Genomic DNA, 16931 nt, shown 5'->3' with positions numbered 1-16931 from the left:
GGTGTGCCTGGAATGTGGGCTGCCGTTTAGGAGAAAAAGACCTTACGCGGCTGCCACTCTTTGGTGTCTTCATCAAACTCAAGCAGAGCCACCAGCTCGCCCTGTTCGCTGATGCCGCGGGCCATGCCCTTGGAGCCTTCATCGGCGGGGATGCGGTGGCCGTGGCGGATGGTGTCCATCGCTTCCTGATCCAGTTCCACCGCGGGCCAATCGGAGAGGGCTTCGGCGGCAGGGATGAGGTACTGGTACCAGTTGCCCGAATCGAAGGCGTCGCGCAGCTTGCGCAGGGGCACGGCGTCGCGCAGGGTGAAGCGGCCGCTTTTGGTGCGGCGCAGTCCCACCAGATGGGCCCCGCAGCCCAGTTTTTGACCGAGGTCGTGGGCCAGCGAGCGCACGTAGGTGCCGGAAGAGCAGTACACATCAATGACAGCTTCTGGGGGCGCCCATTCGAGCAGCTCCAGGCTGTAAACCTGAATCTTGCGCGGGGCCAGATCCACCTCTTCGCCTTCGCGGGCCATTTCATAGGCTTTGCGGCCTTTGACTTTGATGGCGGAGTAGGGCGGGGGAACCTGTTCGATTTCGCCCACAAAGGTGTCGAGGACTTCCTCAAACTGCTGCTCGGTGATGTCCACCGGCGAGGTCTGCATGACTCGCCCGTCGGCATCGTAGGTGTCGGTGGAGGAGCCTAACTGGATGATGGCCTGATAGCGCTTGTCGGAGGCGGAGACGTATTCGCTCAGGCGCACGGCGGGGCCGATGAGTACCACTAAAACGCCGGATGCGCGCGGATCGAGGGTGCCGGTGTGACCGGCACGGCGGATGTTGGTGCCTTTGCGGACGGCCTGGACGACATCATGCGAAGTCATGCGCACGGGTTTGTCAATCACCAGAACGCCGGAGATGGCACTTTTTATATCTACACCGTGATTATCGCTCATTTTCCTTTCCCCTTATTCATAACCGGTTGGGTTGAATGACCGTTGAGTTTGGACAGATATTGGTGGGTCGCTTCTAAGACTTGCTGCTGCACATATTCTAAGGACCCGTTGAGTTCAGCGCCCGCCGCGGCAGCGTGTCCGCCGCCGCCAAACTGGAGCGCAACCTTGGAGATGTCAATGCCGGGGACGGCGCGCCAACTGACCTTGATTTTACCGTTTTTCTGCTCCACAAAAATCAAGGCCACATCGGCGCCCTCAACGCTGGCGATGAGGTTGATCAGATCGGCGTCGTCATTTCCAGGGTACCCGACTTGCTTGCGGTCAGAGAGGGTCAGCACGGTCCACAGGACGCGCCCCTGCTGCTGCAGGCGGCCCAATTCCAGACCGGCGCCCCAGAAATGGGCGGCCTCCAGTGAACGGCTGATGAGGGCCTGGTGGTACAGGCTGGCCAGCGGCGCGCCTTTTTCCATCAGGTCGGCGGCCAGACGCAGGGTCAGGGGGGTGACGTTGGGGGTACGGAAGCCGATGGTATCGCTGAGCAGGCCGCTGAGCAGCGCGCTGGCGACGGCAGGGGGCATGGGCAAATTCCACAAGGGCAGGCAGTCGGCCAGCAGCTCACAGGTGGCGGCGGCCTGGGGCCAAACCAAATTGTAGCGGGCAAAGCCCGGATTGGTGGCGTGGTGATCCAAGGCCAGGTCAGGAATGCGCGCTGCCAGCACGCCGCCGGTGCGGACCAGATCGGAGCAATCCAGCACGACGGTCAGACCGGAGGTATGCGAAGCCGTGCGCACAATCTGATTGGCGCCTTCCAGGTGGCGGAAGCTGTCGGGCACACCGTCGGCCAGCACCATTTCTACAGTTTTGCCCGCGGCCTGCAGCGACAGCCCCAGACCCAGCAAAGAGCCTACCGCGTCTCCGTCCGGACGGACGTGCGAGACGAGGGTGAAATGCGAGGCGGCATGGATGCGCTCGCCGATCAGCGCGGCCTGCTGGGCTTGCTCAGGATTCATCGCTCGGCTTTTCCTGTGGGGCGGCGGGTTCCTGGCGCAGGGAGGCCAGAATGCGCTCGATGTGATCGGCCCGTTCGGGGGTAGGATCCCAATGGAAGCGCAGGCGCGGGAAGGCGCGCAGGTCAATGCGGGCGGCCAGCTGGCTGCGCAGGAAGCCGGAGGCGCTTTGCAGGCCTTCCAGAATCTCTTTGCTGCGCTCGCTGCCTTCCACCGCAGACACATAGATATCGGCGAAGGTCAGTTCACGATCCACCTTGACGTCGGTGATGGAAATTCCGCTGAGGCGGGGATCCTGCACTTCGCGAATCAGCATTTCCGACAGGTCCTGACGGATGCGGTCGGCGATACGGGTAAGACGAACTTTAGACGGCATAACTTAATACTCCACAGACAAAACGGCGCTTAGCTGCCGAATCGCTCAATCGTATAGCATTCAATCTGATCCCCGGCCTGCATGTCATCAAAGTTGCGGAAGGAGATACCGCAGTCGTAACCCTGGCGCACTTCGCGCACGTCGTCGCGTTCGTGCTTGAGGGACGAGATATCGCCTTCAAAGATGACTTTGCCAGCGCGCAGGACGCGGGCCTTGCCGTTGCGGCGAACTTCACCCTGGGTGACGCGGCAGCCGGCGATGTTGCCCACTTTGGAAATATTGAACACGGCCAGAACCTCGGCTTTGCCCAGGGGCACTTCCTTGAATTCTGGTTCCAGCATACCCTTGAGGGCTTTTTCGATATCTTCCGTCAGACGGTAGATGATGTCGTACAGGCGGATGGAGACCCCTTCGGCTTCGGCCAGGCGGCGGGCGGCCGTATCGGCGGTGACGTTGAAGCCGAGGACGATGGCTTTGGAGGCGGCCGCCAGCATGACGTCGTTTTCGCTGACGTTGCCAGCTTCGGCTTGCAGGATGGTGACCTTGATTTCTGACTTGTTCAGGTCTTTCAGCTCGCTCACGATGGGTTCCAGGGAGCCCTGCACGTCGGCTTTGAGCAGCAGACACAGTTCGCGGGTTTCACCGGCCTGGTAGCGCTCGAAGAGCTGTTCCAGGGTGGCCTTGGGCACGGCGGCCTGGCGGTTTTGGGCCTGCGTTTTGCGTTCTTCGACGACAGCGCGGGCTTCGCGGTCATTTTTGTAGACCTGGAAGATGTCGCCCGCGGCGGGCACGTCGCTGAGGCCCATGACCAGCACAGGCATGGAAGGGCCGGCTTTGCGCAATTTGCGGTTGCGGTAATCAAACATGGCGCGGATGCGGCCCATCGAGGTTCCGGCCACAATGATGTCGCCCATTTCCAGCGAGCCGTTCTGCACCAGCAGGGTGGCGATGACGCCTTTGGCTTTTTCGACCTGGGCTTCGATGACCGTGCCGAGGACTTTGCCGTTGGGGTTGGCGCGGATATCCATGCTGTCGGAAACGAGCAGGATGGCTTCCAGCAGGTCTTCGATGCCCATTTTCTGTTTGGCCGAGACGGGCACAATCATGGTGTCGCCGTCCCATTCGTCGGGAACCAGGCCGTTTTCGGCCAGCTGGCGTTTGACGAAGTCAGGGTTGGAATCGGGGCGGTCCACTTTGTTGAGGGCCACGATGATGGGCACGCGGGCGGCCTTGGCGTGGGCGATGGCCTCGCGGGTTTGGGGCATGACGCCGTCGTTGGCGGCAACCACTAAAACGACGATATCGGCCCCCTGGGCGCCGCGGGCGCGCATGGCGGTGAAGGCGGCATGACCGGGGGTATCGAGGAAGGTGATGAGCTGGTTGTGGTGTTCCACCTGGTAGGCGCCGATGTGCTGGGTGATGCCGCCCGCCTCGCCGCTGGCCACGTTGCTGTGGCGGATGGCGTCCAGCAGGGTGGTCTTGCCGTGATCCACGTGGCCGAGGATGGTGACCACCGGCGGACGTTTGACCAGGCTGCGCGGGTCTTCGTTCATGATGACCTGACGCCAGAGGGGAATTTCACCGGTCTCTTTTTCTTCGACTTCTTCCAGGCTTTCGAGCGCCGCTTCAAACCCCAATTCATTGGCGACGATGGCGGCGGTGTCAAAATCCACCAGTTGGTTGATATTGGCCATAACCCCATTGGTCATCAAGATTTTGATGACCTGGATGGGGCTGGCGTCCATGCGCTGACCGAGGTCGCGCACTGTGATGCTATGGGGAAGTTCGATCTTCTTCAACCCAGTCTCGCTCATAAAATACCTCCTTCATTGCACCCCATTTGGCCTGCCAGCCGGTGATTGCGAGAGCGTACTCGGGCGGCCTGGGGTCGCAGAGGTGGCGCGGGGGAGGCGCGCCATTCAGCGAGGGTCAGGGTGTCATACTGCTGGGACTTTCAGCAGAAGACGGGCCCGAGAGGGGATCATCATCCGATTCTGGCAAGGTTTCTAGAAACGCAAGCAGAGCGGCTCGTTCCGTTGGGGAGAGTTCGACCTTGAGGGCGTTAGCCAGGGGGCCTTTTAGGGCGCGCAGCCAACAAGAGCGTTGGTCGTGCAGATAGGCACCGCGCCCGGCCATTTTGCCTTTCGGGTCCACCTGCACGCCTTCGGGTGTGCGCACCAGGCGAATGAGGTTTCGCTTGGGAAGCACAGACCGGCAGCCGACGCAGGTCCTTTGCGGAACATGTTTGACTTTCTTCAGCGTTTTCTTAGCCACAGTACGCTCGCCGCCTGGCGTTAGGCCTCCCAATCACTCCAATCTCCGTCACCGCGTTTGTGCTTCTTGCGGACGATGGTCATATCGCGGTCGGGGTCATAGGAAATGACCACCTGTTTCTTCTTTTTCTTCTTAGAACCCTTCTTATCCTTTTTGTCGCCGCTCGCGTCGTCCTCTTCTTCTTCTTCGAGGATGGCCGGTTCGACCAAAGTACACGGCGCTGCGCCAGTAACGGCGGGGCGGTTGCGCGGCGGTTCCGGCTTCGGGGGGCGGCGGGGGCGGGTCGCTGAGGCGCACCCACAGCACCACGCCTTCATCCTGCGGGGGGGGGTGACCGATGGCTTCCAGACGAATGGGGGTGAGGGCCTGGGCGGCCTGCGCGGGTAAACTGCTCCAGGATGCGCTGGGGGCAGGCGGGGGGTTGAAAAAATCGCGAATTTGGTCCCAGCCCTGGGGGGTAGCCGCCAGGGGGGTCAGGCGCGCCAGCCCGGCCAGCAGCACCAGGGCGGCAACGGTCCCCAGGGCCCAATCGCTGAATTCGGAAAGGGTATCCAGGCCGCGCTGCTGCCAATCGGCGGCCTGGCGGAGAAAGGCGCAGTGGGCGATGAGGGCCAGGGCCGCCAACCCGAAGGCCCACAACAAGTTAGCGCTTTGCCCTTGGCGGACGGTTTGGAAGATGAGGGCCAGCCCCAGCGGCAGCAGGGCGGCATAGGCGTTTTGACGGCGCAGCACCCACCAGACCAGCCACACCGCCAGGCACCACAGTCCCCAGGCGGCCAGGAAGGTCCACAGGCCGCGGTCTGGAACGGATTGGGCGAGCAGATCACCCCACCAGCCGCCCATGCGCACACCGAAAGCCGTCACGCGCAGGTTCAGCCAGGTCAGGCGGTCCATGCCCAGGGGCAGCACCCAGGCGCTGAGCGGCGGCAGCACGCGCCCGGCGGCCTGGGCGGCGGCGGCAAACCCCAAGGTCAGGCTGTAGGCGGCCGCCCCCCAGCCGGAAAAACGGGTATAGGTCAGCAAAACGCCCACCAGCAGGCCCAGCCACAGCCCGCTGAGCGCCGCGGGGGGAGATGACAAGCCGGGGGTGTCGCCCAGGCTGAGGCTGATCGGCAGGCACACCGCCACCAGCAGCAGCCACAGCAGCCAGCGTTCGCGCAGGGCGGCTTTCACGGCTGCACCTCGCGCGGGCGGGCCTGCACCACCACGCGGCCGGTGCCGGTGGCGCGAAATTCCCAGCGGCGCAGCGCACCGTAGGCGGCGGGGATGACGCGAATCTGGGGGCTGAGCAGAATCTCGGTGGGGATGCCCTGGGCGGTCAGGCGCAGACGCGCGGATTGGACCTCGGGCGGGCAGGGGTCGGCGGCCCACAGGACGGCCTGGGGATGGGCCAACAGGCGCAGCGGGCGGCTCCAGGCGGGGTCGAGCGAGGGGGTCAGCACCACGCACAGGTCTTGCGGCAGCAGCAGAGGTTGGAACGCTTGCAGGGCGCTGCCCAGGGAGGTGGGCCCTGCGTTCAGACCGGCCAGACCGCGCAGCAGAACCCACAGGCTGTGGGGGCCGGGGCGCGGCGGCAGGGGGGCGTTTCCGGCGGCGAGGATGCCCACCGCCAGACCGCTGCGCAGCAGATGGCTGCTCAGGCTGGCGGCGGTGATGATCAGATCTTCCAGGCTGCTGCGGCCCTCAGCCTCGCGCTGGACGCCAGCCTGACTGTCCACGATCAGCCACACCCGTGCGGCGGCTTCGGGGTCAAATTCCTTCACCGACCATTTTTCGCGGCGGGCGGTGGTGGGCCAATGCACGCGGCGCAAAGAGTCGCCGGGGGCGTAATCACGGGTGGTGCTGGCCTGGGTGGTTTCGGCGCTGAGCGGCTGGCGCAGGGGGCGCTGGCTGCCGGGTGCGCTGCGCGGACGCAGCAGATCGGGGGGCAGGTGGGCCAGGGGCGGGTAAACCACAATTTCCAGGGGGTCAGCCGTCACCTGACGCACGCTGAACAGGCCGAAAGGGTCGCCGCTGCGCAGTTCCCAGGGCCCCAGGCGAAAAATTCCCCGCTGGCGGCATTCTGTGCTGGCGCTCCAGCGGCGACTTGTTCGCTGCCAACGACCCCGTGCAGGTGCTCAGCGGCGCGGCCGCCCTGCAGCCCCTGGCCGACGGCAGCGCCCAGCGGGTGCGCGGCACGGCTCTCCAATACACCGTCCTCTCCCACACCCTCCAACTGGACGCAACGCAGCTGCGCTTCGCCGGAAATCGCTACCCGCCGGAGATTCAGGCGCGCTACCTGCAATTGCCCCCCAGCCTGCCCCGGCGGGTGGTGAACCTGGCCTCGCAGTTGGCCGCCCAGGATCCCCCCTTCCCCTACGACCGCGTGCTGCGCGTGCAGGCTTATCTGCGCGCTTTTCCCTACACCCTGGATACCCCCCTGCCCGGTCCCGATCAGGATGCGGTGGATTACTACCTGTTCGACGCCCGCGCCGGTTTTTGCAGCTACGCCGCCAGCGCCATGACCGTCCTGCTGCGCGCCGAGGGCATCCCCGCCCGCGTGGTCAGCGGCTATGCCATGGGCCAATACGATTTTGAGCGCGGCGCCTACCGCGTGCCCGCCTCGGCCGCCCATGCCTGGGTGGAAGTCTATTTCCCCGGCTACGGCTGGGTGGAGTTTGAGCCGACCGCCGCCTTCCCGGCGCCCGTCTACCCGGAGCCGCCCTCCGCTAACCGCCAGCCCAGCCCCACCCCCCACCCGCAAAGCGCCGCGCAGACTCAGAAGACCCCCTGGGGCTGGCTGCTGGGGGCTGTTTTGCTGGGGGCCGCCGTCTTCGCCGCCCTGCGCCGCTGGCGCATCCCCCCTGACCGTTCCCCCGCCGCCCAGGCCGCCCGCCTGTACGCCGCCCTGCGCCGGGAACTGACCGTCGCCGGTGTGGATGTGCCCGCCCACCTGACCCCCTGGGAAACCCTGCGCCGTGCCGAGCCGCACCTGCAAGCCTACCCGCGCCTGGCCACTGCCCTGCGCCTGGCCGTGCAGGTCTACATCCACGCCGCCTACCGCCGCACCCCGCCCAGCGCCGCCGCTGTGCGCGCCGCGCAGCGCGCCTGGGCCCGTGCCTGGGGGCAGCGCCTTCTCCTGCGCCTGCGCCGCCGGCGCAAACCGGCAGAATAAATCAACGAGCGCAGTCCGTCACCGAACTGCGCTCATTTTTGCTTTTATTTCGCTTTCAGGCCAAAGCTCACCAGCCGCTGCACACTCCGGGTTTCAAATCCAACGTGGTACCCGGGTCGTTCAAACGGACGTTTTGAAACAAGTCTGGGTCCAGCCGCGCGTTGCCTTCAACCATACCGTTCACGATCTTCAGCAAAGCCGCGCCAATGGACACCTGTATGCCGTCTGCCGGGTTACCCGTCACCACCGCGCAGGTCAGCGTCACCGGGGCGTCCACCCCACTAACGCCCATGCCCGGCGTGGCTATGAACTGGCCGTTATTGCGCACCGACACATAACTGCCGGTGAAGGATTTCGCGCCGAGGACCAGCAGTCCGTTGCTGCCGTTGCCGTCAAAGTAGTTTTTGCCCAGGGTGCTCAAGAATTCCACCTTCTCAACGGGGACCTCCGGATTACTATAGATAACTTGCAGACCAAATCGCTCTCTGGTGTAGGATGCCGAAACCCCATTCAACAGCACCGGACCGTTGGTCACAATCTGTGCCCCAAAGATTTGGTTGATATCAAAGTGACTGGAGAGGAGGGTGACGCCTTGTCGGGTGTCCGCCGTATACGGGTTGACCGCAGACAGCCCCGTAACGTTATTCGCGTCCGCCGCCACATTCTTCAACAGCATCGTTCCGGCCGTGTTCAGAGACAGTCCCACCACACCGTTGGCGTTCGCCTGAACGTTGGTCAGCAGGAAGTCCTGCGGTAATGTGGCCGCCGCTTCCACGCCCATCGCGGTGTTATAACTGGCGTCCACCCCCGCCAACACCAGCTTGCCCACGCCAGCCACGCTCAGGCCCGCACCGCCGTTGCCCTGAAACACGTTGTCGCCCGGCTTGCCGCTCATCTGGAAATTCGCCGACGTTGGAATTTCGACCCGCGCACCCTGGGCTCCGTTATTCGAAGCCGATATTTTCTTCATTTGTACGCCGCCGGTTGAGCCGATGTTCAAACCGAAACCGGGTTTGTTGTAATTGAAGCTGCTCTGCTGCACAGTCACCCACCAGCCCTTGGGCTGCGAAGGAGTGCTGGACAGGAGCATTCCATACGCTCCATTGTTCGAGGCCTCCACCTGGCTGATCTGCACCCGGCCGGGGTTGTTCAGGCTGAATCCTGGGCCGGAGTTCCCATTGGATTGGGTGCGCAGGATGCGCATGGGGGCATTTTCATTGCTGGCCAGGACGGTGATTCCCACGCTGTTGGTCCGGTTCACCTGCACATCCGCCAGGGTGGTCCTGCCGCCCGAATTGATCGCCAACCCCGGGGCCGACTGGCTGGCAGTAATTCTGACGCGTGAGACCGTCACAGACCCGTTCGACGCGCCGATATCAATCCCCTGGCTGTGCACGGCGCTCACGCCCGTCACCGTGGCCTGCCCCTGCGTGAATAACGACACCGTGCCTTCGTTATTGGCCAGTACGTTCGGACCAAACCGGTTGGTGAATTGGATGGGCTGGGTGCCCCAGGAATTGTTCAGCACGATGTTGGGGTAATCGCTGTTCGCCTCACTGCGAATGCCGTCCATCAGGATGCGCCCGCTGGAATAAATGTTCGCGCTCGCAGCGTTGCGCAGGAATTGGCTGCGCAGCACCGTCACCGGCTGGCTGATGTCGGGCCCGCTGTTATCCACCAGCAGCCCCACGCCCGCGTTGCCCACAAAGACACTGCGGTCCACCGAAACCGCGCCGCGGGTGATGACCTGAGCGCCTTCTTCTTGATTGCGGACGGTGCTGACGGCCGTCAACGAGACGCGCGGGGCGGTATCCGGCATGCCGACCAGATAAAGGCCGTCGCCGACGTTGGAACTGCTGGAGACATTCAGCATCGTCACCGTATTCCCAACGATTAAATTGATCCCACTCCCGCCCGCGCCGGTGATATGGCTGGCCGTCATCTTCAGCCCGCCGGTCGCTTCAGCAAAAATGCCAATCGCGCCGCAGCCGTTGATCACCACCTGGGCCGCCGTCACCGCACCCTGTTGGCTGCCGATAAACACACAGTTGGCGGGGCCGTCCATCACCTGCACGCGCTCCAGGTTCAGCGTTCCCGTCATGTTGCTGGTCACCAGACCGCCGGAGCGGATGAGCAGGTTCGACACCGTCACCGAACCGAGGTTGGTGAGGTTGACGATGCCGCGCAGCTCCGTGGACATCGGGCTGCCCACCGCCGAGCCCATGCCCACCAGGGTCAGCTTGGAGGGCAGAGAGGTCCAGCCGGTGCCGTTGATCACCCAGTGAGGCCCAGGGTCTGCGGCCCCCTCCAGGTCGTACACCCCCGCGCCGATGTAAATCTTGCCGCCCACGGGTGTCAGGTTCAGGCCCAAAAGTGCATTTGCCGCCGCTTGCAGCGGGTTATCGCAAGGCTGTTCGCCGTCCGCCAGCGGGTTGCAGTCCGCCGGTGTAAAGGCGTACGTCATGCCGTCCGCCGTAAAGAAAGCCCCGGGGTCGGGGTAAAAAACGGCCTCAGCGTCCATCTCTCCGCCGGGGGGTTCGCTTTGCGCCTGCACCGGGAACTGCGGCAGAAAACTGACCCACACCAGCACAGCTGCCAACAGCCATCGCATCGAAGTGAAACGGGATTGCATCAAAATGCCTCCTGAACCATCCAACCTGAATACGCCGTTACGATTTTCCCCCAGCCAAAAAACATCCTTATAATCTTACCCAAAACCACCCCCGATGACAAATCGAAAGCGGGCAACAGATCGTCTGCCGGCCCTGGGGGTCAGGCGAGCGGTAAATAAATCGGACGCAGCCCGGTGACGGACTGCGCCCGACCGCCCATCTCAGATGCAGTTTACCAGCCGCTGCACACCCCGGGTTTGTAATCCAGGGTGGTTGCGAGACTGAACAAGCGGATATTTACATATGTGCTGGGATCCAGGCGCGTGTTGCCGTCCATCATCCCATTCACAATCTTCACCAGAGCGGCGCCGGTATCCGTTTGCAGACCATCCGCCGGGTTGCCCGTGACCACCGCACAGGTCAGCGTCACGGGAGCGTCCGGCCCGCGCAGGAAAAGCCCCGGGACGTTGCTGTTTTTGCCGTTGCCGCGCACCGAGAGGTAGCTGGCGCTGAAGGATTGGGCGTTGACCACATCCATGCCCAACATGGCGTTGTTGTCAAAGTAGTTCTGGCCCAAGGTGCTCAAGATCTCCACCTTCGCCGTCATATTCGGCCCCCCATTATCGGCGATGACCGCGCCGCTGCCCAGCGCAGAATGAGAAGCGGATACCCCGTTCATCAGCACCGGCCCGCTGGTGCGCAGATCCAACCCATTGACCCCATTGCCGTCAAAATGGGAAGACAGAATCGAAAGGTCCAGTTTGGCCGTGTCGGAATAATTCGTTTGCGCGATCAGCCCTTTTTCAGAGTTGGCGTCCGCGGCTGCATTTTTCAACAGCATTCTCCCGCCTGAGATGGCCAAAATGCCGGTACTGTTATTGGCGTTCGCCTGAACATTGGTGATTTGGAAGTCCTGCGTGGTTGCCCCTATGGCCTGCACGCCGAAAGAATTATTTTGGCCGGCATCCACACCCGAAAGAACCAGTTTGCTCACCCCCAACGCGGCCAAACCCATAGCACCGTTTCTCACAAACCGGTTATCCCCCGGCTTGCCGGTCAGCTGGAAGGGGGCCGGTTCGATATATTCAACCTGCATACCGTATGAGGTATTGTTCGAAGCCGAAATCTTCTTGGCCTGAACACCGCCGGTCGTAGCCACTCTCAAACCATAACCGCCGCTGTTGCCGTTGAAGGTGCTTTGCTGAAGGGTCACCCACCAGCCCGTAGGGTTAACCCCGTTGTTCACCAATTCCATTCCCAACGCCGAGTTATTCGATGCTTCCACCTGGCTGATCTGCGTGCGGCCCAGCGTCGAGATGCTGACCCCCGGGCCGCTGTTCCCGTTGAACTGGCTGCGCAGGATGCGCAAGGAGCCGCCTGCACCAGCGGTCACCAGCGATGCCCCCACGCTGTTGTTCTTGTTCACCCGTACATCCGCAAGGGTGGTCGCCCCACCTGAAATAATGATCAGCCCCGGATGCGACTGGCTGTCGGTGATGCTGCTGCGCATGACCGTCACAGCGGAATTCGGCGCCGTGATTTGGAAACCCTGGCTCCGCACCGCGTTCACGCCTGTCATCGCGACCTTGGAATTGCTCATGATGAAGGAAGGGCCGTCATTATTGGCCAACGTGTTGGCTCCCAGGCGGTTGCTGATTTGGATAGGCAGTGAGCCAGCCATATTATCCAGCGACATCACCGGGGATCCTTGGTTAAATTCGCTGCGCATGCCGTCCACCAGGATGCGCCCGGCGGATTGCACCATCAGGCCTCCGCTGTTGCGGATCCATTGGCTGCGGAAAATATTCACCGGTGCAGGTGATTCGGGATTAATGTTCATCACCATCAATCCCATGCCGCTATTATTCGCAAAGACACTGCGGTCCACCGATACCGCACCAAGGGTGCCGATCTGCACCCCCGTACCCTCATTACGGGTAATGTTCACCGCCGTCAGGGAAACTTTCGGGGCCGAATCCGGCCGGCTTTGAATCACGATCCCGCCCCCTCCATTCATATGGCTGGAGACGTTCAGCAAAGTTACCGGCTCACCGGCAACCAAAAAGAGCCCCTCGCCCGTGGCGGCATTCAAATGGCTGGCGGTCATCTTCAATCCGCCGGTCACGTCGGCAAAAATGCCGCTGCCGCTCGCCGCGCAGCCGTTCACCAGCACCTGCGACGCCGCCACCGATCCCTGGTGAGCGCCAATCGAAATACACGTGCCGGGGCTGTTGAGCACCTGCACCCGATCCAAGGTGATCAGCCCGCTGGTATTGCCGGTGGCGAGGCTACCCCCTTGGATCAGCAGATTCGATACCGTCAGCGCGCCGAGGTTAGACAGGCTGATATTGCCGCGCAGCTCGGTGGTCGCCGCTCCGCCCAGGGCCGAACCCATGCCCACCAGCGTCAGCTTTGGCGGATAGGCGGTCCAAATGCCCCCATCAATACTCCAATTCGACGCGGGGTTTGTGGCCGCCGCCAGGTCGTACACCCCCGCACCGATGTAGATCTTGCCGCTTGCGGGGGTCAGGTTCTGGGCCGTCAAAAATTCCACAGCTGCCTGCAGCGGGTTGTCGCAGGCCTGCTCGCCCGCCAGGGATGGGTCGCAGTCCGCGGCAGTAACCGCGTAGGCCGTGCTGCCCACCTTAAAATACGCGCCGGGGTCGGGGTAAAAACCGGCCTCAGCCTCCAGGTCGCCGCCGGGGGGTTCGCTTTGCGCCTGCGCGGGGAACTGCGGCAGAAAACTGACCAGCAGCACAGCCGCCGCCAGCCACCGGATCAAAGTGAAACGAGATTGCATAACCACGCCTCCTGAATCAAAAAGCCCATGTGCGCCAATACAATTTCCCCCGGTTAAAACCGCTGCTATGATCTTACTCAAAGATCCCCCGGCTGACAATCGAAAACCGGCCTCAATCCCGCCCCTGCAGCTCTGAGAATAGGCAAGAGTCAAAAATCGGGCGCAGCCCGGTGACGGACTGCGCCCGATCCTGAATTCTTAGCGCAGCTTACCAGCCGCTGCACAACCCGGGTTTGTAATCCAGGGTGGTCGCGGGGTTGGTCAAGCGGATATTGGCATACAAGCTGGGATTCAAACGCGTGTTGCCGTCCAGCATGCCGTTGACAATCTTCACCAGAGCAGCGCCGGTCTCCGTCTTCAGGCCGTCCGCCGGGTTGCCGGTGACCACCGCGCAGGTCAGCGTCACGGGGGCATCCGGTCCGCTCAGGTAAACCCCAGGCTGGGTGGTGTTCCGGGCGTTGCCGCGTGCCGAAAGGTAGCTGGCGGTGAACGACCGGGTGTTGGTCACCTCAATGCCCGACACGGCATTGTTGTCAAAGTAATTTTTGCCCAACGTGCTTAAAATTTCCACCTTCTCCGTCACGTTCGGGCCGCCGTAATCGGTGATGGCCGCGCCGCTGCCGACCTGGGTATGAGAAGCGGAAACGCCGTTCAGCAGCACCGGCCTGCTGGTGCGCAGGTCCAGCCCCAGATCAATATTCCCATCAAAATGGCTGGAAAGGATCGAAATGTCCTGTTTGACATCTGCCGAATAGTAGGTGCCGGTGAACAGACCTCTTCCGTTGTTATCGGCGGCGATGTTTTTAAACAGCATTCTCCCACTTCCGGTCGCATAAACGCCAATAAAGCTGTTGCCGTTCGCCTGAACGTTGGTGAATTGGAACTCCTGCGCTGCGGGGCCGTCCACCCGCACGCCCATCACGTTGTTTTGACTGGCGTCTACCCCAGAAACCACCAGTCTGCTCATCCCCACCGCAGACAGCCCCGTACCGAGGTTGCCCACAAACCGGTTGTCCCCCGGCTTGCCAGTCAATTGAAAGGGAACCGGGGCACTGAATTCAACCTCCATGCCGAATGTATTGTTGTCCAAAGCCGAAATCCTCCTGGCCTGAACACCGCCGTTCGAAGTCACTTTCAAACCAGAGCCGCCGGCGTTGGCGTTGAAGACGCTCTGCTGCACCGTCACCCACCAGCCCGTGGGGTTACCCGCGGTATTCACCACTTGCATCCCTAATCCCGCGTTATTCGAAGCTTCCACCTGGCTGATCTGGGTACGCCCCAGGGTCGCAAGGCTGATCCCCAGGCCGTTGTTCCCGTTGAACTGGCTGCGCAGAATGCGCGTGGGGCCGGCAGCGCTGGTGATATTCAGAAACGCTCCATCGCCGCTGTTGCGGTTCACCCGCACATCCGAAAGGGTGGTCGCCCCGCCCGATGTGATCGTCAGCCCCGGATAATCCAGACTGTAGATGATGCTGCTGCGCGCCAGCGTCACCGAGGAATTCGGCGCGGTGATCTGGAGGCCCTGGCTCCTCACCGCGTTCAGGCCGGTGACCGAAACCTTGGAACCGCTTTGGATGATGAAGACGCCGACGTTATTCAACAAGGTATTGGGGCCCAGGCGGCTGCTGATCTGGATGGGCTGCGTGCCGGCTGTATTCAACAGCGCAATGTTCGCGCCTCCGATATTGGCTTCGCTGCGGATGCCGTCCACCAGGATGCGCCCGGCAGATTGTATGTAGATACTTGAGCTGTTGCGGATCCATTGGCTGCGCAGAAGGGTCACCGGCGGAGCCGAACCAGGCTCGATGTTCAACACCACCAAACCCGTGGAGCTGTTATTCGCAAAGTTGCTGCGGTCCACCGATACCGCGTTGGGGGTGGCGATATGCGCGCCGACACTCGTATTGCGGGTGATGCTCACCCCCGTCAGCGAAACGCGCGGGGCGGTATCCGGCCGGTTTTGAATGTACAGCCCATACCCTGCGTTGATATGGCTGGAAACGTTCAGCAGTGTCACTGGTTCCCCGGCGATCAAATAGATTCCATCGCTCGCAGCGGCGTTCACATGGCTGGCGATCATCTTCACTCCGCCGGTCACATCCGCAGAAAATCCGTCGCCCCCCGCCGCGCAGCCGTTCACCAGCACCTGCGACGCCGTCAATGACCCCTGGTGGCCGGCAATCGAAATACAGGTGCTGGGGCTGTTGAGCACCTGCACCCGATCCAAGGTGATCTGCCCGCTGGTGTTGCCGGTGCCGATGCTGCCCCCTTGGATCAGCATATTCGACATCGTCAGCGAGCCGAGGTTAGATAGGCTGACATACCCTTGCAGCAGCGTGGTCGTTGCCCCGCCCAGGGCCGAACCCATGCCCACCAGGGTCAGTTTGGGCGGGTAGGCCGTCCAAACGGCGCCGTCAATGTTCCAATTGGGCCCAGGGTTAGTGGCTCCCCCCAGGTTGTACACCCCCGCGCCCAGGATAATCTTGCCGCCCGCGGGGGTCAGGTTTTGGGCCGTCAAAAATTCCACCGCCGCCTGCAGCGGGTTATCGCAGACCTGCTCGCCTGCCGTCAGCGGGTCGCAGTCCGCGGCGGTAACCGCATAGGCCGTGCTGCCCACCTTAAAGTAAGCGCCGGGGTCGGGGTAAAAAGCGGCCTCGGCGTCAACTTCTCCGCCGGGCGGCTCGCTTTGTGCCTGCACCGGGAACTGCGGCAGAAAACTGACCCACAGCAGCACAGCCGCCAGCATCCATCGGACCCAAATCACACGGGATTGCATGAGATCACCTCCTGATCACCTTACCCTTAATCACCAATACGATTTTCCCTCTGATCAAAACCTATCCTCCTAATATTACACAAAAACACTCCGATTTACAAATCAGAGTCTGCTCAAGCCGCACGGCCCGGTCTCGCGTTGGCCGGGGTTAAAAAACAGCCGCTGGCGTAAGATGCGCCAGCGGCCGTTCATGGATTAGTTGACGGTCTAGTCTTCCTCAGGGGTCCAATTTTTCAGCATGGCTTCCACCGAGCGGGTCATCTCATACGAGAAGGGCGCCACATACTTGCGGAAAAACAGGCTCTGGGCAATGTTCTCCACACCTTCAGGGAAGGCATGGCCGCTGGGTCGGGCCGCCATCAACGGCTGGAACATGGCTTCCTGTTCCTCCGGCCCAAAGCGGCGGTAAGTGTTGCGGTGCAGGATGAATTCCTCTGGAAAGCGTGGAATCCGCCGTTGGTGGGTCAGCGGGGCGGGATGGCCAAAGCACACCATCGTCACCGGGAAAGTATAGCGCGGCAGGTGAAACAGCTCGCGGTGGATCTCATAATTTTCCAGAATGTCGCCGATGTAGCACGAGCCAATTCCCAGCGACTCGGCCGCGATCACCGCCGTTTGAGCCGCGATGAGGGCGTCGCAGCTCGCCAGGAACAAATCCCCCGGCCCCGGCATGCGAAATTCCTGGCCCACAGCCGCACAGCGTTCGCGCACACCGCCGTGAATAAAAGCGTCAAACCAGCGCTGGTAATCGGCCAAAAATACCAGCACCAGGGGGGCCTTGGCGATGAAGGGCTGGTGGTCGCAGGTCTCCACCAGGCGCTGCTTCACGGCCGGGTCGTCCACCTCGATGATTGCGTACAGCATCTGGTTGCCCGCCGTGGGCGCCCGATAGGTGGCCTGCAAAATCGCCTGGCGCTCTTCAGGGGTGATGGGCTGCTCCGAAAAGGCACGCACAGAATGGCGGTTGGCCAGCAGTTCAAGCGTGGAATTCATG

Annotated in this window: 12 protein-coding genes; 1 reads left to right on the top strand and 11 read right to left on the bottom strand. The window is 62.3% G+C overall.

The window, feature by feature from the left end; all coding sequences use genetic code 11:
• Nucleotides 1–26 precede the first annotated feature (26 nt).
• From truB to ADN01_RS18535, 7 genes are all read right to left on the bottom strand, one after another.
• Nucleotides 27–938, bottom strand: coding sequence for a tRNA pseudouridine(55) synthase TruB (gene truB, locus ADN01_RS18565; protein WP_062417895.1), 912 nt, complete (start codon nt 936–938; stop codon nt 27–29).
• Nucleotides 935–1948 carry a DHH family phosphoesterase gene (locus tag ADN01_RS18560; protein WP_062417896.1) on the bottom strand — a complete coding sequence of 338 codons (1014 nt, stop codon included), beginning with the start codon at nt 1946–1948 and terminating at the stop codon, nt 935–937. Before ADN01_RS18560 ends, truB begins: the two co-directional genes overlap by 4 nt.
• The gene (gene rbfA, locus ADN01_RS18555) at nt 1938–2321 is read right to left on the bottom strand and encodes a 30S ribosome-binding factor RbfA (protein WP_062417897.1); all 384 of its coding nucleotides are present in this window, start codon (nt 2319–2321) and stop codon (nt 1938–1940) included. The genes ADN01_RS18560 and rbfA overlap by 11 nt, the downstream gene beginning before the upstream one ends.
• A 29-nt stretch (nt 2322–2350) precedes the next feature.
• The gene (infB, locus tag ADN01_RS18550; RefSeq protein WP_062417898.1) at nt 2351–4135 is read right to left on the bottom strand and encodes a translation initiation factor IF-2; all 1785 of its coding nucleotides are present in this window, start codon (nt 4133–4135) and stop codon (nt 2351–2353) included.
• Between the two features lie 115 nt (nt 4136–4250).
• The gene (locus ADN01_RS18545) at nt 4251–4595 is read right to left on the bottom strand and encodes a YlxR family protein (RefSeq protein ID WP_075071358.1); all 345 of its coding nucleotides are present in this window, start codon (nt 4593–4595) and stop codon (nt 4251–4253) included.
• Nucleotides 4596–4739: 144 nt separating this feature from the next.
• Nucleotides 4740–5768, bottom strand: a complete 1029-nt coding sequence (locus tag ADN01_RS19500; RefSeq protein ID WP_075071344.1) for a hypothetical protein — start codon at nt 5766–5768, stop codon at nt 4740–4742.
• Nucleotides 5765–6574, bottom strand: a complete 810-nt coding sequence (locus ADN01_RS18535) for a DUF58 domain-containing protein (RefSeq protein ID WP_160318469.1) — start codon at nt 6572–6574, stop codon at nt 5765–5767. The genes ADN01_RS19500 and ADN01_RS18535 overlap by 4 nt, the downstream gene beginning before the upstream one ends.
• A 107-nt stretch (nt 6575–6681) precedes the next feature.
• Here ADN01_RS18535 and ADN01_RS18530 point away from each other — a divergent pair, with 107 nt between their 5' ends.
• Nucleotides 6682–7749 carry a transglutaminase-like domain-containing protein gene (locus ADN01_RS18530; RefSeq protein WP_075071342.1) on the top strand — a complete coding sequence of 356 codons (1068 nt, stop codon included), beginning with the start codon at nt 6682–6684 and terminating at the stop codon, nt 7747–7749.
• A gap of 67 nt (nt 7750–7816) precedes the next feature.
• On the opposite strand, the gene ADN01_RS18525 is transcribed toward ADN01_RS18530, so the two are convergent.
• The 4 genes from ADN01_RS18525 to ADN01_RS18510 form a co-directional block, all read right to left on the bottom strand.
• Nucleotides 7817–10381: a right-handed parallel beta-helix repeat-containing protein gene (locus ADN01_RS18525; protein WP_062417209.1), complete on the bottom strand. Its 2565-nt coding sequence runs from the start codon at nt 10379–10381 to the stop codon at nt 7817–7819.
• Between the two features lie 212 nt (nt 10382–10593).
• The gene (locus ADN01_RS18520) at nt 10594–13161 is read right to left on the bottom strand and encodes a right-handed parallel beta-helix repeat-containing protein (protein WP_062417208.1); all 2568 of its coding nucleotides are present in this window, start codon (nt 13159–13161) and stop codon (nt 10594–10596) included.
• A gap of 208 nt (nt 13162–13369) precedes the next feature.
• Nucleotides 13370–15937, bottom strand: coding sequence for a right-handed parallel beta-helix repeat-containing protein (locus ADN01_RS18515; RefSeq protein ID WP_062417207.1), 2568 nt, complete (start codon nt 15935–15937; stop codon nt 13370–13372).
• 207 nt (nt 15938–16144) lie between these two features.
• Nucleotides 16145–16930 (bottom strand): nitroreductase family protein, encoded by a 786-nt coding sequence (locus ADN01_RS18510; protein WP_062417206.1) that lies wholly within the window; start codon nt 16928–16930, stop codon nt 16145–16147.
• Nucleotide 16931: the final 1 nt, after the last annotated feature.

The organism is Levilinea saccharolytica (assembly GCF_001306035.1).
In the GTDB taxonomy this organism is placed as follows: domain Bacteria; phylum Chloroflexota; class Anaerolineae; order Anaerolineales; family Anaerolineaceae; genus Levilinea; species Levilinea saccharolytica.
The sequence above is the reverse complement of the archived record's forward strand: the minus strand, read 5'-3'. Positions and strand labels throughout refer to the sequence as shown.